This window comes from Deltaproteobacteria bacterium (assembly GCA_003696105.1).
Taxonomy (GTDB): domain Bacteria; phylum Myxococcota_A; class Polyangia; order Haliangiales; family J016; genus J016.
In genome coordinates this window covers 1-23,578 of the sequence record RFGE01000014.1, presented here as the reverse complement: position 1 = coordinate 23,578, position 23,578 = coordinate 1, and the positions used below count along the sequence as shown (strand labels likewise).

General features: G+C 70.8%; 22 protein-coding genes and 1 pseudogene. 12 read left to right on the top strand and 11 right to left on the bottom strand.

The features are described 5' to 3' along the window. From larC to D6689_00950, 5 genes are all read left to right on the top strand, one after another. A partial coding sequence (gene larC, locus D6689_00970; GenBank protein RMH45034.1) for a nickel pincer cofactor biosynthesis protein LarC occupies positions 1-1,033 on the top strand: 1,033 nt, incomplete at its 5' end. Between the two features lie 30 nt (positions 1,034-1,063). After that, entirely contained in the window at positions 1,064-3,103 is a 2,040-nt protein-coding gene (locus tag D6689_00965) for a PAS domain S-box protein (GenBank protein RMH45033.1), read from the top strand. Then, positions 3,096-4,706 (top strand): PAS domain S-box protein, encoded by a 1,611-nt coding sequence (locus D6689_00960; GenBank protein RMH45032.1) that lies wholly within the window; start codon positions 3,096-3,098, stop codon positions 4,704-4,706. Before D6689_00965 ends, D6689_00960 begins: the two co-directional genes overlap by 8 nt. 40 nt (positions 4,707-4,746) lie before the next feature. Further along, complete coding sequence (locus D6689_00955; GenBank protein ID RMH45031.1) at positions 4,747-5,007, top strand: hypothetical protein; 261 nt, start codon at positions 4,747-4,749, stop codon at positions 5,005-5,007. 45 nt (positions 5,008-5,052) lie between these two features. Next, positions 5,053-5,733, top strand: a complete 681-nt coding sequence (locus D6689_00950) for a hypothetical protein (protein RMH45030.1) — start codon at positions 5,053-5,055, stop codon at positions 5,731-5,733. 32 nt (positions 5,734-5,765) lie between these two features. Here the strand turns inward: D6689_00950 and D6689_00945 are convergent, their stop codons facing one another. Genes D6689_00945 through D6689_00935 form a run of 3 tightly spaced genes read right to left on the bottom strand, consistent with a single transcriptional unit; the run spans position 5,766 to position 7,888 of the window. Next, a complete protein-coding gene (locus D6689_00945; GenBank protein ID RMH45029.1) occupies positions 5,766-7,031 on the bottom strand; it encodes a PEGA domain-containing protein in 1,266 nt (421 codons plus the stop codon). Next, a complete protein-coding gene (locus D6689_00940; GenBank protein ID RMH45028.1) occupies positions 7,028-7,444 on the bottom strand; it encodes a hypothetical protein in 417 nt (138 codons plus the stop codon). Before D6689_00940 ends, D6689_00945 begins: the two co-directional genes overlap by 4 nt. A 15-nt stretch (positions 7,445-7,459) precedes the next feature. Further along, positions 7,460-7,888: a hypothetical protein gene (locus tag D6689_00935; GenBank protein ID RMH45027.1), complete on the bottom strand. Its 429-nt coding sequence runs from the start codon at positions 7,886-7,888 to the stop codon at positions 7,460-7,462. A gap of 184 nt (positions 7,889-8,072) precedes the next feature. Between D6689_00935 and D6689_00930 the strand changes: the two genes are divergently transcribed. From D6689_00930 to D6689_00900, 7 genes are all read left to right on the top strand, one after another. After that, positions 8,073-8,801 (top strand): ABC transporter ATP-binding protein, encoded by a 729-nt coding sequence (locus tag D6689_00930; GenBank protein ID RMH45026.1) that lies wholly within the window; start codon positions 8,073-8,075, stop codon positions 8,799-8,801. Beyond that, positions 8,801-10,315 (top strand): ABC transporter permease, encoded by a 1,515-nt coding sequence (locus D6689_00925; GenBank protein RMH45025.1) that lies wholly within the window; start codon positions 8,801-8,803, stop codon positions 10,313-10,315. The genes D6689_00930 and D6689_00925 overlap by 1 nt, the downstream gene beginning before the upstream one ends. A 24-nt stretch (positions 10,316-10,339) precedes the next feature. Continuing rightward, on the top strand, positions 10,340-10,816 hold the full coding sequence (locus D6689_00920) for a peptidylprolyl isomerase (protein ID RMH45024.1): 477 nt from the start codon (positions 10,340-10,342) through the stop codon (positions 10,814-10,816). Positions 10,817-10,965: 149 nt separating this feature from the next. Beyond that, positions 10,966-13,575, top strand: coding sequence for a PEGA domain-containing protein (locus tag D6689_00915; protein RMH45023.1), 2,610 nt, complete (start codon positions 10,966-10,968; stop codon positions 13,573-13,575). Between the two features lie 3 nt (positions 13,576-13,578). Continuing rightward, a complete protein-coding gene (locus D6689_00910) occupies positions 13,579-14,352 on the top strand; it encodes a hypothetical protein (protein ID RMH45022.1) in 774 nt (257 codons plus the stop codon). A gap of 225 nt (positions 14,353-14,577) precedes the next feature. Next, positions 14,578-16,191: an HAD family hydrolase gene (locus D6689_00905; protein RMH45036.1), complete on the top strand. Its 1,614-nt coding sequence runs from the start codon at positions 14,578-14,580 to the stop codon at positions 16,189-16,191. After that, positions 16,008-16,895 (top strand): glycosyltransferase family 2 protein, encoded by an 888-nt coding sequence (locus D6689_00900; GenBank protein RMH45021.1) that lies wholly within the window; start codon positions 16,008-16,010, stop codon positions 16,893-16,895. The genes D6689_00905 and D6689_00900 overlap by 184 nt, the downstream gene beginning before the upstream one ends. On the opposite strand, the gene D6689_00895 is transcribed toward D6689_00900, so the two are convergent. The 8 genes and pseudogenes from D6689_00895 to D6689_00860 form a co-directional block, all read right to left on the bottom strand. Then, positions 16,788-17,786 (bottom strand): hypothetical protein, encoded by a 999-nt coding sequence (locus D6689_00895; protein ID RMH45020.1) that lies wholly within the window; start codon positions 17,784-17,786, stop codon positions 16,788-16,790. The genes D6689_00900 and D6689_00895 overlap by 108 nt on opposite strands. 4 nt (positions 17,787-17,790) lie before the next feature. After that, positions 17,791-18,291 (bottom strand): hypothetical protein, encoded by a 501-nt coding sequence (locus tag D6689_00890; protein ID RMH45035.1) that lies wholly within the window; start codon positions 18,289-18,291, stop codon positions 17,791-17,793. Between the two features lie 535 nt (positions 18,292-18,826). Beyond that, positions 18,827-18,958 (bottom strand): annotated as a pseudogene (locus tag D6689_00885) (prepilin-type N-terminal cleavage/methylation domain-containing protein). A gap of 44 nt (positions 18,959-19,002) precedes the next feature. Beyond that, positions 19,003-19,566, bottom strand: a complete 564-nt coding sequence (locus D6689_00880; protein ID RMH45019.1) for a prepilin-type N-terminal cleavage/methylation domain-containing protein — start codon at positions 19,564-19,566, stop codon at positions 19,003-19,005. Positions 19,567-19,712: 146 nt separating this feature from the next. Further along, positions 19,713-21,101, bottom strand: a complete 1,389-nt coding sequence (locus D6689_00875; protein RMH45018.1) for a sigma-54-dependent Fis family transcriptional regulator — start codon at positions 21,099-21,101, stop codon at positions 19,713-19,715. A 13-nt stretch (positions 21,102-21,114) separates the two neighbouring features. After that, a complete protein-coding gene (locus D6689_00870) occupies positions 21,115-21,825 on the bottom strand; it encodes a class I SAM-dependent methyltransferase (protein ID RMH45017.1) in 711 nt (236 codons plus the stop codon). A 158-nt stretch (positions 21,826-21,983) separates the two neighbouring features. Next, positions 21,984-23,084 (bottom strand): SPFH domain-containing protein, encoded by a 1,101-nt coding sequence (locus D6689_00865; protein RMH45016.1) that lies wholly within the window; start codon positions 23,082-23,084, stop codon positions 21,984-21,986. A gap of 53 nt (positions 23,085-23,137) precedes the next feature. Further along, positions 23,138-23,578: hypothetical protein (locus tag D6689_00860; protein ID RMH45015.1), on the bottom strand; the 441-nt coding region annotated here is incomplete at its 5' end.

Below are 23,578 nucleotides of genomic sequence, written 5' to 3'. Positions count from 1 at the left end.
CGGCGCGCACGGCGACGGCGCGCACGGCGACCACGCGCACGTTCACTACGCGGACATACGCCGCCGGATCGCCGGAGCGTTGCCTCCGCGCGTCGAGGAGCTCGCGCTCGACATCTTCGATCGCGTCGCTCGGGCCGAGGCCAAACTGCACGGCACGACCGTCGACGCCGTCGCGTTCCACGAGGTCGGGGCGATCGACTCCATCGTGGACATCGTCGGCGCCGCGGCGGCGCTGGCGTGGCTGGCGCCGCTGTCGGTCACGGCGGGGCCGGTCGCGCTCGGCAGCGGCACGGTCCGCTGCGCGCACGGCCTTCTTCCGGTGCCGGCGCCGGCGACCCTCGAGATCGTGCGCGAGGCGCGCGCGGCGGTCGTCGACGGCGGCGTCGCGCGTGAGCTGTGCACGCCGACTGGCGCCGCGATCCTGGCCGCGGTCGTGCAAACCTGGGGCGCGCCGCCGCCGAGGACGGTCGTCGCCGTCGGCTACGGCGCCGGCGACGCCGATCTGCCGGATCGGCCGAACGTGCTGCGCGCGGTGGTCGGCCGGCCGCGCGAGGCCGCGCGCGGCGACGAGGTCGTGTGCGTCGAGGCGAACGTCGACGACATGAACCCGGAGCTGTGCGAGCACGCGGTGGAGGCGATGTTCGCTGCCGGCGCGGTGGACGTCTGGTGGACGCCGATCACGATGAAGAAGGGCCGGCCGGCGCTGTTGCTGTCGGCGCTCGCGCCGCCGGACGCGGTCGACCGTGTGGTCGAGGCGATGTGGCGCGAGACGACCACGATTGGCGTGCGGTTCCACCGAGTGGACCGCCGCGTGGCGGATCGCGAGGTCGTCGAGGTCGACACGCGGTTCGGCCGGATTCCGGTCAAGGTCGCGCGCGCCGGCGACGCCGTCGTCAACGCCGCGCCGGAGTATGAGGTATGTCGCGCCGCCGCCCATCGCGCCGGTGCGCCGCTCAAGGAGGTCTTCGCGGCCGCCGTCGCCGCGTTTGACGCGATGCGCTACCGCGCCGCGCGCGATCGGAACAGCCGGTAACGCCCCGAATCCGCGTGGTATGCTGCCGGCGTGGTGCGCCCGCGCATCGTCGTCATCGCGGCGGACGCGACCGCCCGCGCACAGACGGCAGACGTCGTTGCCGCGTGCGGGTTCCCGCCCGTGGACGTGCGCGCCGTGGTGCCGCCGCCCGAGGAGGAGCCGCCGGACGCGATCGTGCTGGCCGGCCCCGACGCGGCGACGTGCTGCGACGAGGTGCGCGCGCGCGCCGATCTCGCGGCCGTACCGGTGTTGGCCGTCGCGCCGTCCGCGCCGGCCGACGCTGCCGCCGAGGCGATCGCCGCCGGCGCCGACGACGTCGTCCTCACGCCGTACTCGGCCGCGGTGTTCGGCAATCGGCTGCGGCGGCTGCTTCGCGGCGCGGCCGATCGAGCGGCGCTGCGCGAAGCCGTCCGCTGTGAGCGGGCGCTGCGGCACGTCCACGACGCGATGGAGCGCGCCGGCGACGCGCCCGAGGGGTTGCGCGCGGCGCTCGTCGAGATGGCGGCGGTGTTGGACTACGACCGTGCAGCGTTGATCGCGCACATCGAGGGGTCGACGCACGGCTTCGTGATCGCCGCGACCGACGATCCGACGCTCACCAAGTTTCGCGTCGAGGTGGAACGCTACCCGGAACTCGTCCACGCGATGCGCACGCGCGAGCACGCGCTCATCGACGACACTGCGACGTCGGATGTGACCCGCGCCGTTCGCGACGTCCTCTCCGAGCATCGCGTCGGCGCCTGTGCGGTGTTCCCGGCGATGTGGGGCGGGCGCATGCTCGGCGTCGTGCTGTTTCGCCGCGAGAAGCCGCGGCAGGAGCCGCTGACCCCGCGCGCGGTGGCGGCCGGCCGACTGTTCGCCGGTGACGTCGCGGCGCATCTGGCCGACGGCCGAATCCTGGCAAATCTGCGCGAGCAGACCCACCGCATCTCGCGCGCCCGGTACGAGCACGAGCGCCGCCTTCGCGCGATCGACACGGTGCGCGAGTACTTCGAGTCGTCATCGGACGGCGTCGTCGTGCTCGACGGCCAGGGCCGCATCGAGTACGTCAACCGCAGCGCCGAGGCGATCACCGGGTTCGCCCGCGACGGCCTGCTCGGCACCGAGTTGCAACTCATGGTCGCCGACGATCAGCGAGCACACTTGCGCGAGGTAATCGATAGCGTGCTGCGCGGGACCAACGTCGAAGCGTTCGACATCGATCTGCTCACGACGTCGGGGCGCAGCGTCACGGTGTCGGCGGCGACGTCTACGGTGCTCAGCGCGGCCGACGCGGTCATCCTGCAGTTTCGCGATGTGAGCGCGGAGCGATTGCTCGAGTATGAACTGCGCAAGACCAAGGATTTCCTCGAGCGCCTCATCGATTCGACCGTCGACGCGATCGTCGCCGCCGACATCAAGGGCAACATCATATTGTTCAACAGCGGCGCCGAGCGCATCATGGGCTATTCCGCCGAGGAGATGATTGGCAAGGCGCGCGTCACGGCGCTGTACCCGGACGGCGTAGCCCACCAGGTCATGCGGATGCTGCGGTCGCCGGAATACGGCGGTGTTGGCAAGCTGGAGCCGACGCGGCGCGAACTGGTCGCCAAGTCCGGCGAACTCGTGCCGGTGAGCATGACCGCATCCGTGATCTACGAGGGCGACAAGGAGGTGGCCACCGTCGGTATCTTCAGCGATCTTCGCGATCGCATCCGCATGGAGAAGCGCCTGATGCAGGCGCAGCAGCGCTTGATCGAAACCGAGAAGCAGGGGCTCATCGCCGAACTCGCCGGTGCCGCGGCGCACGAACTCAACCAACCGCTCACGTCGATTTTGGGCTACCTCGAGCTGATCCAGCGCCAGAGCGATGCGGACGCGCGGCACGCGCGGCACATCGCGACGATTCGCGCCGAGGCGGAGCGGATGGCGGAGATCGTCAAGAAGATCGGACGGATTACCCGGTACGAGACGAAGGAGTACGTCGGCGGCGACCGCATTCTCGACCTGGACAAGGCGGCCAGCTCGGCGGCGAGCTTCGACCGATTGCGCGCCGTGAAGGCCCCGGGCGCGGAGGGCGGGGATGACTGAGGCCGCGCGCACACTGCCGTCGCCGAGTTCGGGCGAGCTGCTCGACGCGGTGCTTCGGCTGGGGCGCGACGTCCACCTCGAGATGACGCAGGGGCAGATCGTCGACCGGTTTCTCGATGTACTCGAGGAGCTGTTCCCGGGGCGGGCGTTGTGCGTGCGCGTCGTGGACGTGCGGCGCTCGGACCCGGCGGCCGTGACGGTCCGCAACGGCGTTGCGCGCGAGGGGCTGCAGCGGGACCCGATCTCCGTGCGGCCGTCCGCGATCGAAAAATCGCGGGTGAAAACCGCGGTCGCCGAGAGCGCGCACCTGCGCGTGTCGCCGCGGTGGGACTCGCCGTTTCAGGGGCTGGCCGCCGGGTTCACGGTGCCGCTGGTCGCCTCGGGCGAGCTGTACGGCGCGCTGGACGTCGGCTACCCGCTCGGCGTGGACCTCGCGGCCGACGACGAGCCGCTGGTCGTGCCGATAGCCAACCATCTGGCGGTCGCGTTGCGGACCGAGCGCTTGCATCGGGAGACGAATCTGCTGCGCGACTATCAGGCAAAGTTGATCGAGCACGCGAACGCGCTCATTCTCGGCGTCGACCGCCGCTGGCGCATCAACGTGTGCAACCAGGCGCTGTGCGAGCTGATCGGTGCCGAGCGCGCCGACATCTTGGGCACGGATCTGCGCGACTGGCTGCCGCGGTCGGCTCGCGGGGCGCTGACCAAGTCGATTGCCGACGCGCTGCGCGGCGAGCCGATCGGAGCGCTCGACGTGGAACTCGAGACGCGATCCGGCCAGCGCGTGCGCACGCTGTGGAGCGTGGCGGCGATCTCGCGGGCCGGTCACGTCGAGGCCGTCGTGGCGGTCGGTCAGGATCAGACGCGCGTGCGCGAGCTGCAGCGCCAGGTCATCCAGGCCGAGAAGCTTGCGACGCTCGGCCAGCTGGCGGCCGGCGTCGTGCACGAGTTGAACAATCCGCTCACGTCGATCACGGTCTACGCGGACTACTTGCTAAAGAAGGCGGAGTCGGCCCGCGGCGGAGCGCCGACGTCGCTGGACGAGGGCGACGTCGAGAAGTTGCGGCGGATTCGGGCTGGTGCGCAGCGGATCCTCGACTTTGCGCAGGATCTCGTTCACTACGCGAAGCCGACCGGCTCCGAGGTCAAGCGCGTGAGCTTGTACACCGTCGTCGAGCAGTCGCTGTCGTTTTGCGAGCACCTGTTCGGCAAGGCCGACGTGCGGCTGATCAAGGACGTGTCGCCGGACGCCGGCGTCGTGTTGGCGGTGCCGGGCCAGATCGAGCAGGTGATCATCAACCTCGTGACCAACGCGGTGCATGCCGCGCCGCGCGGCGGCACCGTATGGGTTCGCACCATCCGAGAGGGGGACGACTGGGTGGGCGTACAGATCGACGACGATGGGCCGGGCATCGAGGAGCAGCATCGCGACAAGATCTTCGAGCCGTTCTTTACGACCAAGTACGACGGTGCGGGCACCGGACTCGGCCTTTCGATCGTCAAGAACATCCTCGACCACCACGGCGGGACGATCTCGGTGGGCCGGTCGGAGGCGGGCGGGGCGTCGTTCCGCGTACTTCTGCGGCGGCTCGGCGGCAAATGAATCTGGAGCCGCCGCGGCCCATCGAGTAGTTTGTCGATCTATGAAGTTGGAGCCCATTCTCGAAGAGCTCGAAGGTGCCGCGCAAAAGCTCGCGGTCTCCGTGCGCTACGAGCCGCTGTCGACGTCGATCGGCCACGGGGGCCTGTGCAAGGTCAAGGGCGAGTACCGCGTGATCATCGATCGCCGCGCGACCACCGCGGAGCGCGTCGCGGCGCTGGCGCGGTCGCTCAGCCAACTCGACACCTCCGGCGTGTTTCTGTCGCCTGCGGCGCGGGACACCATCGAGCGGTACCGCGGTTGACGCGGGTGACTTGGGCGCGCGGCGCGTCCGCGCTACAACTGACGCGTGCAACGCAAGCGGCCGCAGGTCAGGTCACGCCTGGGCGCCGGACTCGCGCTGGCGCTGTGGGCCGCGGCGTGCGGTGAGCCGCCGCGATTCGACCCGACCGAACTCGGCGGCTGGGCGATCGACGTGCACGCGGACGGCGCGGTGGTGCGCCACGGTCGGATCGGCTCGGGCCGGTTCGAGTCGCGCGGGACCTACGTCCTGGTGGACGTGGACAATCCGCTGTCCGTGGACCTGGACGTCACGCTCGAGGGAGACCTGGTCGATGCCCACGGCGACCGCATCGGTGCGCTCAACCGCGACGCCCTGCGCATTCCGGCGCGCGACTTTCGCACCTTCGCCCTCGTCCACCACGACGGCGAGGTGCCGGCGGCCACCGGTGCCGACATCCGCGTCGTCGACGCTCGGATCGCGCGGTTTCCGGCGGACACCGTGCGCATGCATGACACGCACGGCTATCGCGACGAGGGGCGCGCCGTCGTCGCGGCCAACTTCACGAACGAGGGCGAGCGCGAGACGATCGTCGTCGTGATCGCGGCGTTCTACGACCGCGACGGCCACATCATGAGCCGCCCGCACACGATCCTGCGCATCCCGAGCGGCGTGACGCACCCCGCGCGATTCGTCGGTCCGCCCGGCTCGGATCGGGGCTACATGTTCCTCGGCGAGCAGGTGTGGTGACGGCGGCCGGCGCGCGACGGCACTCGTCCCGGTCAAAAGCCGACGCGAAACACCACTTCGCCGCACACGTGATCGCGCGGGCACGACGGCGCGGCCCTGCGCTCGGGCAGCAGGAACGGCGCGGCGGCCACGGCGGCGGCGACGCCGACTCCGGTCCAGAACCACCACCGCCGGTAGAACGGCCGGCGGCGGCCGGCCGCGGGCGCCGCCGGCACCGCCGCCGGGGCGGCCGCGACGCGGAATGCCTCGGTGTACAGCGCGTCCGCCAGGGCCAAGAACGCTCGCTGTGGATCCTCGTCGTCGCCGATGCGGGCCTCGGCGCGCGCGAGGCGCGAGCCGCTGGCCAGGTCGTAGACGAACGCCGTGTAGCTCGCGCCGTCGACGGCGACGAACACCGCGTGGTCGACATCGAGCCGCTCGCGCAGGCGCGCGAGCGGCTCGGCGAGGGCCGCGGCGCCGAGGCGAGGGGCGATCGCGGCGACGGCGCGGTCGACGGCATCCCGGCCCGGAGATCGCGTCAACTCGACGCGCGCGAACGCGCTGCGGTCGGGGCGCACTGTCACCTTCGCGACCTGCCGCACGTAGCCTTCGGCGCGCACGGTGACGTAGTGGTCGCCCGCGGGCAAACCGGCCTTCGACGTGGGCGTGAAGCCGACGAATACGCCGTCGACATAGGCCTGCGCATAGGCGATGTTCGCGCGCACGCGCACGCGGCCGCGCGGCAGGCTCGCGACCGCGCGCCGCGCGGCGTCGAACAGCACGACGGTGTGGCCCGGTGCGACGCGCGGGTCGAGCGCAAAGCGCGGGCGCCAGGTGAGCAGGCGGACGAACGTGCGGCGCGCCTCGTCGGCGTGGCCGAGGGCCGCGTGGGCGGCGCCGACCAGGTACTGCGCGCGCGCCAGCTCGCGCTTGGGGACGAACGGCAATGCCGCTTCGAGGCCGTGCGCCGCGGCGTCCAGCCTCACGAGCGCATCCGCCGCGCGTCCCTTGGCGAGGAGCGCTTCGCCGGTCGCGAGCAGGCCGCGAGCTTCCTGGGCGGCGTCCGCGTCGTACGCGCCGCTCCGTTGCGCGAGGCGGATGTCCTTGTCCTCCACGACGAGCCGGGGATTGCGCTCGAGCGCGCGTTCCACCGCGAGCTGGGTGGTCGCGCGAGACGGCCCCGGCAAGTCGTCCGCGACGACGAAGACGACGACGGTCGTCCGGGGAGACGGTCCGGGTGGGGCGACGTCGGCGGCCGCCCCACCCGGTGAAAGGAGCGCGAGTGACAGGCAGATGGCGCCGAGCGCGCGGCCGATCATGTCTCCTCGTCGCCGACCGGCACGCCGATGCGCCGCAGGCGACTGGCGAGATACGGATCGTCGGCGAGGGCCTGCGCGATCTGCTCGCGAATGCGGTTGCGCACCGCTTCGGGGGAGCCCGCCGGGATCACGGCGTCGGCGGCTGCGGCGACGACGCGGTCGACCGCCTGCTGCGGGGTGATGCGGCCCGCCTGAAGATCGGCGGCGATTGCCGCGACCGGGTCCGGTCCGCCCGGTCCTCCCGGTCCGCCCGGTCCGCCCGGTCCGCCCGGTCCGCCCGGAGCGTCGGGCTTCCCGGGTTGCAGCTTGTCGGCGAACGCCTCTTTCGGCTGCTTGGCCGCGTTCGGGCCCTCGACGCCTCCGGGTTGGTCGGTGGCGGGCGGCTTGGGACCGCCGGGTCGATCGATCTTCATGGCGAGCTCGCGTGGCTACGACCGCACGTTCTGAAGGACGGCCTTGTTCGTGTCGTGCATGGACTTGGCGACGTTGGACAGCGCGGTGAACCGCCGGTTCTCCTGCTGGACCTCCTGCTGGATCGCAAGATACTCCAAGTTGAAGGCCTGCGCCTGCTCTTGCAACGCCCGGACCTGGTCGAACGTGCCGGCGTCGGTCCCGCCGGTCGCGCCGCCGGCCCCCGCCTGGCCCCCGAGGGCGTAGGCGATGCCTTCGCCGGCGGCCTGCACGGCACCGGACATCAGCGGCCCGCCGACGATGCTGGCGGCGGTCTGGACGCCCTCGAGCACGACGTTGGCGCCCTCGGCCAGCACCTGGCCAAAGCTGCGCTGGGGCTCCGGAGCTTCGGTCTTGCGCTCGCGCACCTCGCTCACGACGACCTTGGTGTTTGTGGATAACGTCACGTTGGGTGTTGACATGGTCCTCTCCTGTTGAAGACGGGTTGGCTTGCTCCCGGTATCGGGCGCGGCGGCGCCGGGTTGCGAAAAAAATCGCCGTGCCGGCCCGGAACCGGTCCGCCGGCGGCGCGGGCGACTCGGCGGCCGCCGGCTCGGAAACCGGCCGCGTCGCGTGGTAGGGTCCGCGGTCGTGTCCGACCTCGCGATCGATCTGTCGGCCGTGTGCAAGTCGTATGGGACCGGCGCCGCCCGCACGCCGGTGCTGCACGACATCGACTTTCAGGTCGCGCGCGGCGAGTTCGTGGCGCTGGTGGGCCGGTCCGGGTCGGGCAAATCGACCCTGCTGAACATCATCGGCGCCCTCGACCACGCCGACGGCGGCCGCGTCCGCGTCCTCGGCCACGACTACCGCGCGGCCGGCGAGCGGCAACTCGCGCGGATCCGCAACCGTCAGATCGGGTTCGTATTCCAGCACTTCAACTTGCTGGACCACCTGTCGGTCGCCGACAACGTCGCGCTGCCTGCGGTGTTCGGCCGCGAGCCGCCCGCCGACGCGAATCGGCGCGCGCTGCAGGCGCTCGAACGCGTCGACATGGCCGACCTCGCCGGCCGGCGCCCATCGGAGCTGTCGGGCGGACAGAAGCAGCGCGTCGCGATCGCGCGCGCGCTGTTCAACGAGCCGGAGTTGCTGCTTTGCGACGAGCCGACCGGCAACCTCGACTCCAAGACCGGCCACGACGTGATCGAGTTCTTTCGCGAACTCAACGCGAAGGACGGCACGACGTTGTTGATCGTGACGCACGAGGAGCGGGTGTCGCGCGTCGCCGGCCGCGTCATCCGCATCCTGGACGGCCGCATCGTCGAGGGCGACGACAGCACGGTCGCCAAAGACGGCGGCCCTCGCGAGGGGGCCGCCTGATGCCGTTTCGCAAGCTGGTTGCCATGGTGTTGCGCAACGCGGTGCGCAACCGCGGCGAGTTCGCGCTGTCGGCGTTCGGCATCGTCGTCGGAATCGCGGCGTTCGTGTTCTTCCTGGGGTTGTCCGGCGGCGTGCGCGCCGTGATCCTCGGCGAGGATCTGTTTCCGATCGACCGGCTCGAGGTCGTGGCGCCGAAGGTCAACGTCGGCATCGAACTCGGCGCTCGCCTCGACGATTCCGTGGTCGAGCGGATTCGCGCGCGGCCCGAGGTCGAGTACGCGATCCCTCGTATGCGGCTGTCGTTTCCCGCGCGCGGCGAGGGCAAGTTCGAAGGGCAGCACATCCCGCTCGAACTCGGCGGCTTCTGCGACGGGATCGAAACCAGTTTCGTCGCGGGCGAGTCGTTCGCGGACCTGTTTCGCGATTGGGAGACGGACGACTACCTCGCGCAGGCCGACGCGTGTGCCGTGCGCGACCGGTACGTGTGTCCCCGCCGCGGGTTCGCATGTGGCTCTGACCGGCTGTGTCATCCGCTCGGCCGGCGCCCGGAACCGGGCGAGGCGCTCGACCCGTGCCTGCGGGTCGACGACTACTACTGCGAGGACAGCGCGCACCACTACTGCGATCTACGCGACCGCAAGTGCCACCACCGCGTGCCGGTGCTGGTGTCGCCGGCGTTCATCGAGATCTTCAACAACTCGTTCGCCGCGTCGCACGGCCTGCCCCGGATACCGACCGGCGGCATCACCGCGTTCATCGCGCTGCGCGGCTACCGCGCGATGGGCTTCGACATCGTCCTCGGCGAGTCGTACGTGAGCGGGTCGAAGGCGGTCAAGGCGCCGCCGCGGCGGGTGGGCGCGTACGTCATCGGCGAGACGAACAAGGCGATGCCGATCGGCGCGACGATTCCAATCGACTACATCAAGCGGTGGAATCGCGAATACGAGGGGGACGACGCGGCCGCGCAGTACTCGTCGATCGTGGTCAAGGTGCGCGACAAAGAGGATATCGCGCGGTTCTCGGCGTGGTTGCGCAGCGACCTCGGCCTCGAGTTGGAGGACTCGCAAGGCGAGCGTTTCGCCACCGCCATCTTCATCGTCACCGCGCTGTTCGTGCTCATCTCGTTCATCATCGTACTGATCTCCGCGATCAACATCGCGCATACGTTCTTCATGCAGGTGAGCGAGCGCCGGCGAGAGATCGGGCTGTTGCGCGCGCTCGGGGCGACGCAGGCGGACGTGCGGCTGCTCATCCTCGGCGAGGCCAGCGTGATCGGGCTCATCGGCGGGGGCGTCGGCGTCGGGCTGGCGGTGGCCGCCGGCTGGGCGATCGACATGGCGTCGAAGCGCTGGCTGCCGGAGTTTCCGTTCAAGCCCGAGACCTACTTCTCGTTCGGGCCCGCGATCGTCGCCGGCGGTGTGGTGTTCGCGGTGTTGTTTTGTATCCTCGGCGGCTATCTGCCGGCGCGCCGCGCGGCCCGGATGGAGCCGGCCCAGGCGCTCGCCGCCGACTGAACCACCGACGCAGGGAGACATGACATGGCCAAATTCGTGCATTTCGAGACCGACCGGGGTGAGATCGTCGCCGAGCTGTTCGAGGCGGAGGCGCCCGGCACCGTCGCCAACTTCGTCGGGCTCGTGACCGGCGAAAAGGAGTGGACGGACCCCAAGACGGGCAAGCCGGTGCGCCGCCCGTTCTACGACGGCCTCACGTTCCACCGCGTGATCGCCAACTTCATGATCCAGGGTGGGTGTCCAGTCGGAAACGGCACGGGCGGCCCGGGCTACACCATCCCCTGCGAAACCGGCAACGGCAAAAAGCACCTGCGCGGGTCGTTGTCGATGGCGCACCGCGGACCCAACACGGGCGGGTCGCAGTTCTTCATCTGCCACGCGCCGCAGCCGCACCTCGACGGCAAACACACGGTGTTCGGCCAGGTCGTCGAAGGTATCGAGGTCGTCGACGCGATCCGCGGCGGGGACCGGATGAACCGCGTCTGGATCGAAGAGCGGTAGGCCGCGGGTTTCGAGGGGGCGGGCGTTGAGCCGGCCGGTCGCCGTGTAGGTGAGCGGAGTACACGTGCCCGCAAATGCTGTCTGGACGAGTACACCTCGATGCTATACTTTTCGCCTATCTGCACGGGACCCCTGGACGAGGCGACGTCGTGAAGAAGCCCATTCCGTTCGGCAAGTACTACTTGCTGGAGCGCATCAACGTAGGGGGCATGGCCGAAGTGTTCCGGGCCAAGGCCTACGGCGTGGAGGGGTTCGAGCGCCTCGTCGCGGTCAAGCGGATTCTGCCGAACATCGCCGAAGACCGCGAGTTCATCACGATGTTCGTGGACGAGGCCAAGATCGCGGTCCAGCTCAACCACGCCAACATCGCGCAGATTTTCGATCTGGGTGTGGTGGACGGCTCGTACTACATCGCCCTCGAGCATGTCCACGGCCGCGACCTGCGGGCGATCTTCGACCGGTGCCGGCAGGCGAACGAGCCGATGCCAATCGCGCAGGCCTGTTTCATCATCATGAAGGTCTGCGAGGGGCTCGATTACGCGCACAACAAGCGCGATCAGAGCGGTCGCGAGCTGCACCTGGTGCACCGCGACGTGAGCCCGCAGAACATCCTCGTGTCGTTCGAGGGCGAGGTCAAGCTCATCGATTTCGGCATCGCGAAGGCGGCGGGCAAGGGCTCCAAGACCCAGGCGGGCATCCTGAAGGGCAAGTTCGGCTACATGTCGCCCGAGCAGGTGCGCGGGCTGCCGATCGACCGGCGGTCCGACATCTTTTCGTGTGGCATCGTGCTGTACGAGCTGCTCACCGGCGAGCGGCTGTTCGTCGGGGAGAGCGACTTTTCGACGCTCGAGAAGGTGCGCAACGTCGAGATCCTGCCCCCGAGCACGTACAACCGGAAGATTCCGGACGAGCTCGAGCGGATCGTGCTCAAGGCGTTGGCGAAGGACGTCGACGACCGGTATCAGAACGCGATCGACCTGCACGACGAGCTGCAGGCATTCGTCTACACGGCGGGCGAGTTCTACTCGCGCAAGGACCTGGCCGCGTGGATGAAGCGGACGTTCGCCAAGGAGATCGAGGAGGAGACGGCCAAGCTCGAGCGGTTCCGGCAGATCGCGCCGCCTCCGCCCGCGACGGCCGCGCGCGGGGGTCGCCGCGCGACGCTCGCGATGTCCGCCGCCGCGCCGGCGAAACCGCCGCCGCCTCCGACCAACGGCCGAAGCGCACGCCCGGCGGACGCCAACCTGGAGTGGGACGACGACGAACTCGAGACGCAGATCTATGACACGCCGTCCGAGGGCGCTCCGGCGGCACCGGCGGCCGCGGCCCCGCCTCGGAAACCCGCGGCGCCGACGTTGCTGGGCGCCGGCGCGCTGACCGCGCCCGCCCCGGCCGAGGAGCCGGATCTGTCGTCGCTGGTGCGCAGTTCGAGCGCGTGGGAGGCGCAGTCGGCGCCCGCCCCCGATGCGTCGTCGCGGCTCCCGGCGCAGCCGGCGCCGCGCGCCAACGGGTCGAACACGACGCCGTCGCCCTTTGGCGGCGAGGAGGCCGCGCCGGCGGCGCCGGCGGCCGAGGAGCCGTCGGCGGTGGTGCGCCTGCTCCAGCAGTCGCAACAACTCGCTGCGGCGCCCGCGCCGGTGGTCGATCCCGACGCGATCCCGCCGGCGGCACCGGCTCGCTCGCGCGCCGGGCTCTACGTCGCGGTCGGCGCCGCGCTGGTCGCATTGATCGCCGGCGGCATCGGGCTCGGGGTGTACCTCCACGGGCGCGACGACGGCGCGACCCCGGCTGGCGCCGCCGCGGCGTCCCCGCCGGCCGCGCCCGCCGCATCCGACACGGCCGCGGCGGGCGTGCAGCCGCCGGCTCCGGTCGTCGCGGCGCCCGACCCGGCCACCGGGTTCGACATCATCGTGGATCCAGTCGGCGCGCGCATCAAGTTCGATGGTCAAGATTACGGGCCGGCGCCGCGACGGATCCGCAACGTCGTGCCCGGACCGCACGTCATCGAGATCGAGGCGCCCGGCTTCTTCGCCAAACGCGAGGACGTGGTCGCGCGGCCGGGCCAGGCCGACGTGTTGCGCATCGCGCTCGATCCGATCGACATCGTCGGCCGGTTCACGAGCGAGCCACCCGGCGCGACGGTGACGCTCGTGTCCGAGGGGAGGCGCATCGCACTCGGCCCGGCCCCGGCGGAAGCGAAGCTCGACCCCCGCAAGAAGTACGAGGTCATTTTCAAGAAGCGCGGCTACGTCACGGTGTCCAAGCCGGTGCCGATCACCGGCGATGCGCAGGTCGTCGTCGCCGTCGTGCTCGAGCGCGCCGACGGGGTGGTCGCGACCGGGCCGCGCGGCCGGCGGGACGACCGCGGCGCCGCCGGCGAGGCGGACCGCCCGCCGCGTGGGTCGGACCGCCTGCTCGACACGCCGCCGAATGCGGCCGGGGGCGGATCGCGCGGCGGTGCGACGCCGCCCAAGCGCGATGCGACCCAGCAGCCCGCGCCGGACCGGGACGAGCCGAAGGACGAGCGGCCGCAGGGCTGGGCGACGCTCCTGCTCGGGTCGAAGCCGCCGTGCAAGATCTACATCGATGGCAAGGACACCGGCAAGATGACGCCGCAGCGCGGACTGAAGGTGCGTGCGGGCGCGCACAAGATCACGCTCGTCAACAACGAGTTCAAGATCAAAAAGACAATCCGCGTCAACTTGGAGCCCGGTGAGACCAAGCGGATCATCGAGGACTTCAGCGATCGGCTCAAATAGGTCGTGCTGATCGACGCCCACATGCACGTGGGGCGCTGGCGTCACGCCGACTTCCTCGGGCGGTCGGCGACGCTCGCCGACACGCTCGGCGTCCTGCGCGAGGTCGGGATCGACGGCGGCGTGCTGTCGCCGACCGACGAGTGCGACAACGGCGGTCTGCTCGCCGGGCTGCTCGAGGCAGTCGGCAGCGGCTATCCAGGGCCGCTGTGGTTCGTCCCGTGGGTGCGGCCGGGCACCGGTGACCTGGCCTGGGTCGAAGCGCACGCCGACCTCGTCGCCGGCATCAAGCTCCATCCGTCGCTGTCGCGCGCGCGCGTGACGGACGCGGCGTTCGCGCCGGCGCTCGCCGCCGCCGAGCGCCACGGCTGGGTCGTCGTCGTCCACTGCGGCCGGTGGCAGGACATGGCCAGCTACCGGTTTGCGCTCGAGGCGGCGAGCCGTTATCCGGCCGCGCGATGGCTGCTCACACATGCCGGCGGCGACACGCCGCCGCTGGCGACGGCCGCGGCGGAGGCCGCACGAGGGATCGACAACGTGTGGTTCGAGATTTCGGGCGTGCGCGAGTACTGGGTGATCGAGCGGGCGGTCGACGTGCTCGGCGCGGATCGTTACTTGCTTGGTTCCGATTACAACCTCGCGCATCCGGCCGCCTACGTGGCGGCCGTGCGCGCGATGCGGGTCGGCGAGCCAGCCCGCCGGCGAATCCTCGGCGACAACGCAGCCGAGGTGTTCGGCCGGCCGCTGGCCGTGCGCGCCGGGGGCGGTGGCTCGGCGTGACGAGCGCGGCCGCAGCGCGGGCGAGCGCCGCCGTCGGCGTGCCGGCTCGAGGGGGGCGCCGGCCGCGGTGCGGCGTCGCGGCGCCGCGGGTCGGACGCGTGCCGGCGAGGGGGCGATGACGGCGATCCTCGTCACCGGTGCGGGCGGGCCACTCGGCGCCAACGTCACGCGGTCGCTGCGCCGCGCGCCTGATCGGCTGCGGCTGATCGGTACCGACGCGAACCGCTGGCACCTGCCGCTGTCGTTGTGCGATGCGACCTACCTGATCCCGCCGGCGCGGGACCGCGACCGCTACGCCGACGCGCTCGCCCGCGTGTGCGCGCGCGACGACGTGCGCGCGATCGTGCCGACGCATCCGGTCGAGGTGCGCGCGGTCGCCGAGCTGCGCGATGCGGGGGCGCTCGGCGACGTGGCGACCGCGCTGCCGCGCACCGGCGTGATCGCGGCCGCCGACGACAAGGTCGCGACGCAGCGCAGGCTTGCTGCCGCGGGCGTGCCGGTGCCCGATACGCTGCTGTTGCGCGAGCCGGCCGACGTCGATCGCGCGTTCGAGCGGTTCGCGCCGCCCGTGTGGGTGCGCGGCACCGGCGCGCCAGGACTGGGGATCGGCGGCGCGGCGCTGCCGTGTCGCGACCGGGGCGTGGCGCGCGCGTGGGTCGACCACCATCGAGGCTGGGGGCAGATGGCCGCCAGCGAGTATCTACCGGGCGCCAACCTGACGTGGATGGCGGTGTTCCGGCGCGGCGTGCGGCTGGCGAGCGGCGCGCGCGAGCGGCTCGAGTACGTGTTGCCTCACGTCGCGCCGTCGGGAATCACCGGGGCGCCGGCCGTGAGTCGCACCATCGCGCGGGCGGACGTGGCGCGCATCGGCGAAGCGGCGGTGCGCGCGATCGACGCGGAGCCGCACGGCGCCTACTTCGTCGACATGAAGGAGGGCGCCGACGGGATTCCGCGGGTCACCGAGATCAACGCGGGTCGGTGCGGCACGACCGTACACTTCTATACCGAGGCCGGCTGCAACTTCCCGTGGCTGCTGGTGCGTATCGCGCTCGGGCTTCCCGTCGAGCCGGGCGCGAACGTGGTCGAACCCGACCTGTACTGGGTGCGCACGCTCGACTGCGGGCCGGTGCTCGTGCGCGGCGATGCCGGGTTCGACGACTTCGGGGGGCCGCCGTGATCCCCCGTGCGGTGGTGTTCGACCTCGACGGCACGCTGGTCGACCTCGACGTCGACATGGCGGCGGCGCGGTCGCGGCTTCGCGCGCTGTTTGCGCCGCTCGGCTTCGACGCGCCGTTTCGGCCGGTGCTGGCCCACATCGAGGAGGCGGCGGCGGTGGCCGGCGGCGGCGCGGACCGGGCCGCATGGCGGGCGCGGGCGCTGGCCATCCTCGACGACGCCGAGTGCGCGGGCGCGCCGCGCGCGGTCGCCCGACCCGGCGCGCGACAGGTCGTGGCCGAGCTGCAGCGGCGCGGGTGGCCGCTCGGCATCGTTACGGACAACGGGCGCGCCTGCGTCGGCCCCGCGCTGGCGGCGGCCGGGTTGGACGCGGGCGGGTTCGCGGCCGTGGTCACCCGCGACGACGTGGCGCGGCCCAAGCCGGACCCCGCCGGGGTGATCGCAGCGGCGCGCGCCGTGGTGCCCGCCGGGGGCGTGCTGTGGTACGTCGGCGACAGCCCGCGCGACGCGGCGGCCGCCCGGCGTGCGCGCACCGAGCTGGCGGGAGTCGACGTGCGCATCGCCGGCGTGCTCGGAGGGCGCGGGTCGGCGGCGGAACTGGCGGCGGCCGGCGCCGACGCGATCCTCGACGAGCTTGCCCAACTCATGGAGCGTGCCCTGTGAGCCGATCGGTGAGCTGCACGGTCCTTTGCTACAACGAGGAGGCGACGCTCGAGCAGGCGGTGACCGACGTGCGCGATGCGCTCGCCGGCTTCGGCGACCGCGACTTTGAGATCCTGGTGGTCGACGACGGGTCGACCGACGGCTCGGTGGCGATCGCCCGGCAGCTCGAACGGCGGTGGCCCGAGGTGCGCTTGATCCGCCATCCGCACAACCTCGGTCCCGGCAGCGCGATCCTCACCGGCATTCGCAACAGCCGCAACGACGTGATCTGCTTTCACGCCGCCGACCAGCAGCTTCGGTTCGCCGAGGTCGCCTCGTTCATCCCGCTGCTCGACGACGCCGATCTCGTCATCGCGAGCCGCCGCGGGCGGCCCGGCTACACGCGCATGCGGCTGCTGTCGTCGGTGGTCTACATCAAGCTGGTCCACGCGCTGTTCGGCCTGCGCGACTATGACGACTTCAATTTCCTGTACCTGTACCGCCGCGAGCTGTTCGACGACATGCCGATCGAGTCCGACGGCGTGTTTCTGTGCACGGAGATCTTCGTGCGGGCGGTCGAGCGCGGCGCCCGCGTCGTCCACGTCGAGGCCGACTGCCTACCGCGGCGGGCCGGCGTCAGTGCGGTGTACCGCTCCGGCGTCATCGCCAAGACCGTCCGCGAGATGGCCCGGTTCTGGTGGCGTCATCGCGTCCTCGGCCGTTGAAACAGGCTCGGCCTCGGCGTCCGTCGGCTCGAACGAGATCAGGTCGCGCTCGGTCGCGAGCCGGGCGAAGTCGATCCCCTTGGGCGGCGGCGGACCGAGCAGCACGTACAGCGTAGCCGGCGCGTAGGGCAAGTAGCGCTGGTGTTCCTCCTCGAACTCGTGCGCCGCGCGCTCGAGCGCATTGGCCACGTCGACACTGTGAACGAGGCGCTCGAGGCGTGCGAGCAGCTGTTGCCGCGCCGCTTCGTTGTCGGTGATGAGGATCAACTCGCGCAGCTCGCGGATCGCCTGCTCGCGCTGGCCGAGTTCGCTTCGCAGGTCCGCGGCGATTGTCGCCCACGTCGGATCGGCGTTTGGTTTGCGAACGGCCTGCTCGATCAGTTCGGCCGCGCGTTGGCGGATCCGACGGGTCTCCTCCTCCGTCTCGCCCTTGATGTACAAGGCCAGGCGGATGCCCGCGAGCCAGTAGAACTCGCCGTCGTCCGGGAACGCCTTCATCGCGCGCTCGAGGTAGTGCAGCGATTGCTTGGCCTCTTCCGCGGTGATGTTGCCGTGCTTGTAGGTCACCGCGTAGGCCGCCCACAGGTACGGGCGGCGGAATTTCGGGTCGAGGGCCAGGATGTTGTCGATGAACCTGTCGAGGTACAGGTAGGAGCCGGGGTCGCCCGGGCGGGCGGACCCGTAGTAGACGGTCGCGCGCGCCCACGTGATGTCCGCGGCCAGCTCGCGAAACCCCATCGCCAACACGGGCGCCGCGCTCGGCGGCGGCAGCAGCACGTACTCGTGGAACCTCGGCCACCCCGCGCGGATCGCCAGCGCGCGGGACTTGACCGGCTGCGCGGCCAGCGCCAGCAGCACGGCCGCCGCGACCAGAGCGAGGCTTCGCCGCACGCCGCTACTCTAGCGCGTTGTGTTCGTACAGGCCACCTGACACCGACGGGCTGCCGGAGCCAGGCGCAATCCTGCCGTACAGTTCGAATGTGGCCAGCACGCCGTCGCAGTCGAGGTCGCCGATGGCCCGAGCGGTGAACTGCGCGGCGGTGCCCTCGCCGGCGGACACGAACTCGTAGCGGTAGTAGTGGGGCTCCTCCATGGAGAAGTGGAGCGCCTTCCACGTCGGGTCGTCCCAGTCGGCGACGTTGGGCGTACAGCGGTCGCTGCCGCTCGGCTGGCAGCACGACGCGGCCGGCGTCAGCGCCGTCGTGTCGGGAAACTGGTGGCGAATGAGCGTGCGCGTGTCCTGCGCGCCGTGGGTCTCGATGTAATACGCGCGCGCCTGCTCGGACATCCGCGACAGCTGCAGGCTGGCTTCGGCCGTCTTGGACCGGCGGATGTACTTGACGAGGGTCGGCGCGGCGAGGGCGGCGAGCACGCCGACGACGGCGACCGCGACCATCAGCTCGACGAGCGTGAACCCGCCGCCCGCCGCCGACCTGCCGCCGAAACGGCCCGGCGGGACGGCGCGACGCGCCACCCCGCCGGGTCGTCGATGCGCGCGACAGCTACTCAAGCTCGAGGTTGCGGTAGATGCCGCCGCTGTTGGTCGGCCCGTCGCCGCGCGCGGTGTCGATCGTGCCGACGAGCTCGAAGGTGGAGTCAGTGCCGTCGCAGTCGAGGTCGCCGTTGGCCCGCGCGGTGTACGGCCCCGTCGTCGCCGCACCGGAGGCAATTTCGTATGAATACGAGTAGTAGTGCGGGTCGATCACCGCGAACTTCAGCGCGTTCCACGTCGCGTTGCCGTCCCAGTCGGACTGCACCGGCGCGCATTTTTCGCAGCACGCGGTCGGATCCGACGGCGTGGGGCCCGCGGTCGTGTTGGGGAACTGCTTGGGCAGCGGGCTGGACGTGTAGCCGCGCGGCACGCTCGGGTGCATGTAGTAGGAGTTGGCGCCTTCGGCGATCTTCTTGACGTGCTCGGTCGCCTCCACCGTCTTGGACTTCTTGATGTACTTCATGAAGGCCGGGATGGCGACCGCGGCCAGGATGCCGATGATCGCGACGACGATCATCAACTCGATCAGGGTGAAACCCTTTTGTGTCTTCTTGCGCAGTTTCTGGAACATGAACACTCCTTTTCGCTGTTGGGGCCCCTCGGGAATCAGGATGGTCAGTACTCGATGACCCGGTGCTCGTTGTGCCGGGTGTAGTAGGTCTTGCCGTTGGACGGGCACTCGGCGATGCCGTACCACCAGTCGGTCGGCGGCGGGTCGGGCAGGATCTGGCTGCCCTTGGTGCCGATGCCGGTGCTGTCTCCCGCCGCGCCGGCGACGACGGCGTAGTTGCAGCGCAACGCGCCGCGCTGAAAGTCCAGGCGCAGCTGCGTCCACGACGAGGGAGCGGACGACAGGTCGCCCGGGTTGTTCTTGGTCGCGCCGCAGCACAGGTCGTTTTCGTCGGCGCTCAACGACAGGTAGGTGCCGTTTTCGACGTGGTATTGCTCCTGTTTGGTGCGGATCTCGGCGAACACGTCGTGGACCTCGCTGGCCTCGACGTCCTCGACCGACTTCGTGTACATGAACACCGCCAGGCCGGCGAGGACGCCGATGATCGCGACGACGACCATCAGCTCGACGAGCGTCAGTCCGCGTTCCGGCCCCATGCGCGCCGGTCTCGTGCAAAGACCGTTCCCCGCGGAAGGCATCCCCCTGCGCCTCCATGCGTTCATGATCATTCGTGTAGGTGTACGTCCCACGATGTGCCGGGGACCAAACGCGTCTCGATTGTGCCGAAAATTGTCACCCCCGGCAAGAAACGGCCGGCAAGAAACGGCCGGCAAGAACCGGCGCGGCGAGGCCGGCGACCGTGGGCGACGTCGTCCTACATGTCGTCGTCCGCCGGCCCGATGCCCAGCTTGGACAGCCGGTACCGCAGCGACCGGAAGCTGATCCCGAGCAACTCGGCGGCGCGCTTGCGGTTCCCACCGGTATGCGCGAGCGCGCGCTCGATGAGCTGGCGCTCGTAGTCGCGCAGCACCGCGTCCAGGTCGATGCCGTCGGCCGGCAGCGCGGCGGCCTGGCCGTCGGCGACGCCGAGGCGCGGCTGGCTGGCGAAATCGGGCAGCGCGTCGACTTCGATGCGCCGGTCCGACAGCGCGACGGCGCGCTCGATGACGTTCTCGAGCTCGCGAACGTTGCCCGGGTAGTCGTAGGCCTGCAGGCGGCGCATCGCCTCCTTGGAGACGCCGGCGATGCGCTTGTTCTGCTCGGCGGCGAAGCGCCGCACGAAGTGGTCGACGAGCATCGGGATGTCCTCGCGCCGCTGGCGCAGCGGCGGCAGGCGGATCTCGATGACGTTGAGCCGGTAGTACAGGTCCTGGCGGAACGCACCGCGCGCGACCTCCTCCTCGAGGTCGCGGTTGGTGGCCGCGACCACGCGGACGTCGATCTCGCGCTCGCGCGTCGCCCCGACCGGCTTGACGCGGCGCTCCTGCAGGACGCGCAACAGCTTGACTTGCAGCGCCGCGGGCAGCTCGCCCACCTCGTCGAGGAACAACGTGCCGCCGTCGGCGGCTTCGAACAGCCCGGGCTTGTCGTCGACCGCGCCGGTGAACGCGCCGCGCACGTGGCCGAACAGCTCCGACTCGAGCAGGTCGGGCGGAATCGCGCCGCAGTTGATCGCGACGAACGGCCCGTGTTTGCGCGCGCCCTCGCTGTGCAGCGCCCGCGCGACGAGTTCCTTGCCCGTGCCGCTCTCGCCGGTGATCAGGACGCTCGTTCGCGTCGAGTGGATCTTGCGGACGAGGTCGAACACGCGCTGCATCTGCGGGCTCTTCGACAGCAGCGACGCGAACCGGTGCCGGCTCTCGACCGCCTCGCGCAGCGCGAGGTTTTCGCGGACGAGGGCGCGCTTTTCGAGCGCGCGGCCGATCACGACGTTGATCTCGTCGACTTTGAACGGCTTGGTGAGGTAGTCGTACGCGCCCTTCTTGAGCGCCGCGATCGCGGTCTCGGGGGTGGCGAATGCGGTCACGACGATCACCTCGGCGTCGATGCCCCGCTCGCGCGCCGCTTCGATCAGGCCGATGCCGTCGAGGTCGCCGGGCATCTTGAGATCGGTGACGATGACGTCGGGCGGCTGCGCCGTCGCCGCGGCCAACGCCTCCGCCGCGGTCGCGGCCGTCGCAACCTCGTGTCCCTCGCGCTCCAGACAGATCGCGAGGAAGTCGCGCATCGACCTCTCGTCGTCGACGACCAGGATCGACCCCATCGCCGGCAGTGTATCAGCCTTGCCGGCGCAACACGGCGATGAGGAAGCCGCCGAACGCGCGCACGCCGGGCACGTCGGCGAGCCGCTGCTCGGCGGCGCGCACGGCGCGGCCGACGAGCGGAATCTTGTGGACCGCGGCCACCGGCGTGACGATGCGGACGCCGCGGGTCGTCTCCCACGTGACCCCGTCCGGCAGCAGGCGGCGGATCGCCGCCGGGGTGTCGTAGCGGGTGTAGACCGCCTCGTCGGTGGTCGTCTCGGACACGCGGCTCGCCGGCTTGATCTTCTTGACCAAACCCCGCAGCGACAGCGGATTGTAGAACTCGGCGAGGATGACGCCGCCCGGCGCCGTGACCCGCGCCATCTCGGCGAGCGCCTCGCGGATCGCCTCGACGTGGGCGAGCACCTTGACGCTGTAGACGACGTCGAACGAGGCGTCCGGGTACGGTAGCTCGGTCGCCGACCCTTGCGCGACGCGCAACCCGCGGTCGCGCGCGCGGGCGAGCATGCCCGCCGACAGGTCCACGCCGACGGCGGTGTCGGCGAACTGCGCGGCGCGCGCGAGCAACAGGCCGGTGCCGCAGCCCACCTCGAGGACGCGCTTGCCGCGGCCGTAGCGCTCGACCAGCTCGATCTCGAGGTCGTCGAGCATCTGGTGGTACCCGCGCCCGCGCTCGCGCTCGTACCAGGCAGCGAAGTCGTCGTAGTAGGAGCGGTTGTCCATGTGGCGGCCGGTTGTAGCGCAGCGCGGCGGGATCGGCTACGGCTGTGCCGTGTCAACCGCGCGGGCGGCGGTGCGCGAGGGGGCTGCCGGCGCCCGCGGGGCGTGCCCGGCGGGCGTCGAGCGGCTGTGTGGGGCGCGCTCTCTCCAGGCTCGCGGGGCTACGCCGGCGCGGGGGTGCCGCACTCGCCGCAGAACTTGCCCGACACCGGCTTGCCGCAGTTGCTGCAGAACTTGGGGCCGGCGGCCTGCAGCGGCGCGCCGCACTCGGAGCAGAACTTGCCGGGCGCGACCTGTGCGTTGCACTTGCCGCACTGCACGGTGTTCATCTGCGACGGCGGCGTGTTCGGCTGCGGAGCTGGCTGGTTTTGCGCCTGCGGGTTCATCATCTGGTTGGCCATCGCGAAGCCGAGCCCGAGCCCGGCCCCCTCGAGCCCGCCGCCGCTGCCCCCGCCGCCTTTGGCCATTCCCTCGCCGGCGTTCATCATCATGTTGGCCTGGGCGAACTGCTGGTAGCCCTGCATCCCGCCGGTCATGTTGATGTACGCGGCGTTTTCGTAGAACTTGGTGAGGCGCGCCTCGTCCGCGTCGCTCATGCCGACGTGGAAGTTGCCCATGCGGATCACTTCGAGTCCGTAGGGCTCCACGTGCGTCCGCACGCCGGCGACGACCTCTTGCTCGATCTCCTCCGTGTAGGCGCCGGACGTCACGTCGAGCAGCGGCCATTTCTTCTTGACGATCAACTCGGCGATGTCGTCGCGGATCGTCTTGAGGATCTGTTCTTTGAACCAGCTCAGGAACGCATTGCCGTCGGTGCGCTGGAGGCCGACGAGGCCGATGACGAGCTTCGGTGGATCGATGACCTTCACCGAGAAGGTCCCGTGGACCATGATCTCGACCGCGAGGCCCGACTGCGGGTCGCGCACCTTGCCGATCCGGCCGCCGAACTTGTTGTCGGTGATCTCGCGGGTGGTGACGAAGTAGACCTCGGCGATGAACACGTCGCCGCCGGTGAACTTGTCGATGAGCCGGCCGAGGAACGGGATGTTGCCCGAGTCGAGGGTGTGGCGCCCGGCGGTGAACTGCCCGACGAATTCCCCGTCGCGGAAGAACAGGCAGATCTCGTCCGGTTCGACGGTGAGCTGCGCCTTCATCGGGATCGTCTTGTCCGGGTGCTTGTAGACGATGTGGTCCTTGTAGGCGTCGGGACGCGCGATCGCCAGCTCCTTCACGCCCCCCTTGACGAAGTCGAAAATGCCCATGTCGTCGCTCCTTGGTGACGGCGCAGCCCGCGCCGCCGGCAGTATAGCGCACGCTACCTGGCGCCGCCTGCCGCCCGCCGCCGCAGCGCGGCGGCTCGCTCGCGCAGCGCGGCCGCCAGGGAGGGCTCGCCCCAGCGTTCGAGCAGGGTGGCCGCCCGGTCGACGGTGGCGGCGCGCTTGCCGCGCGCCGCCAGGGTGGGCGCCAGTTCGATGAGGCCCTGGCGCGCGAGCGCGGGATCGCTCGGCGTGACGTCGGGCTGCGAGACGACGAACAGGGCGTAGGTCTCTCGGGCGGCGCGGCCGTGCGCCGCCGCGGCGCGGGCGTAGTAGCGTTCGGCGTCGCGTGTGCGACCGAGCAGGGCGAGCGCGTCGGCGTGGGCGCCGAGCGCGAGGTCGAAACCGCGGTAGCGGGATTCGATCGCGTCGAACAGGCGCGCCGCGCGATCCGGCTGACCTTCGAACAAATAGGCCTCACCGAGCCGCATCGCGAGCTG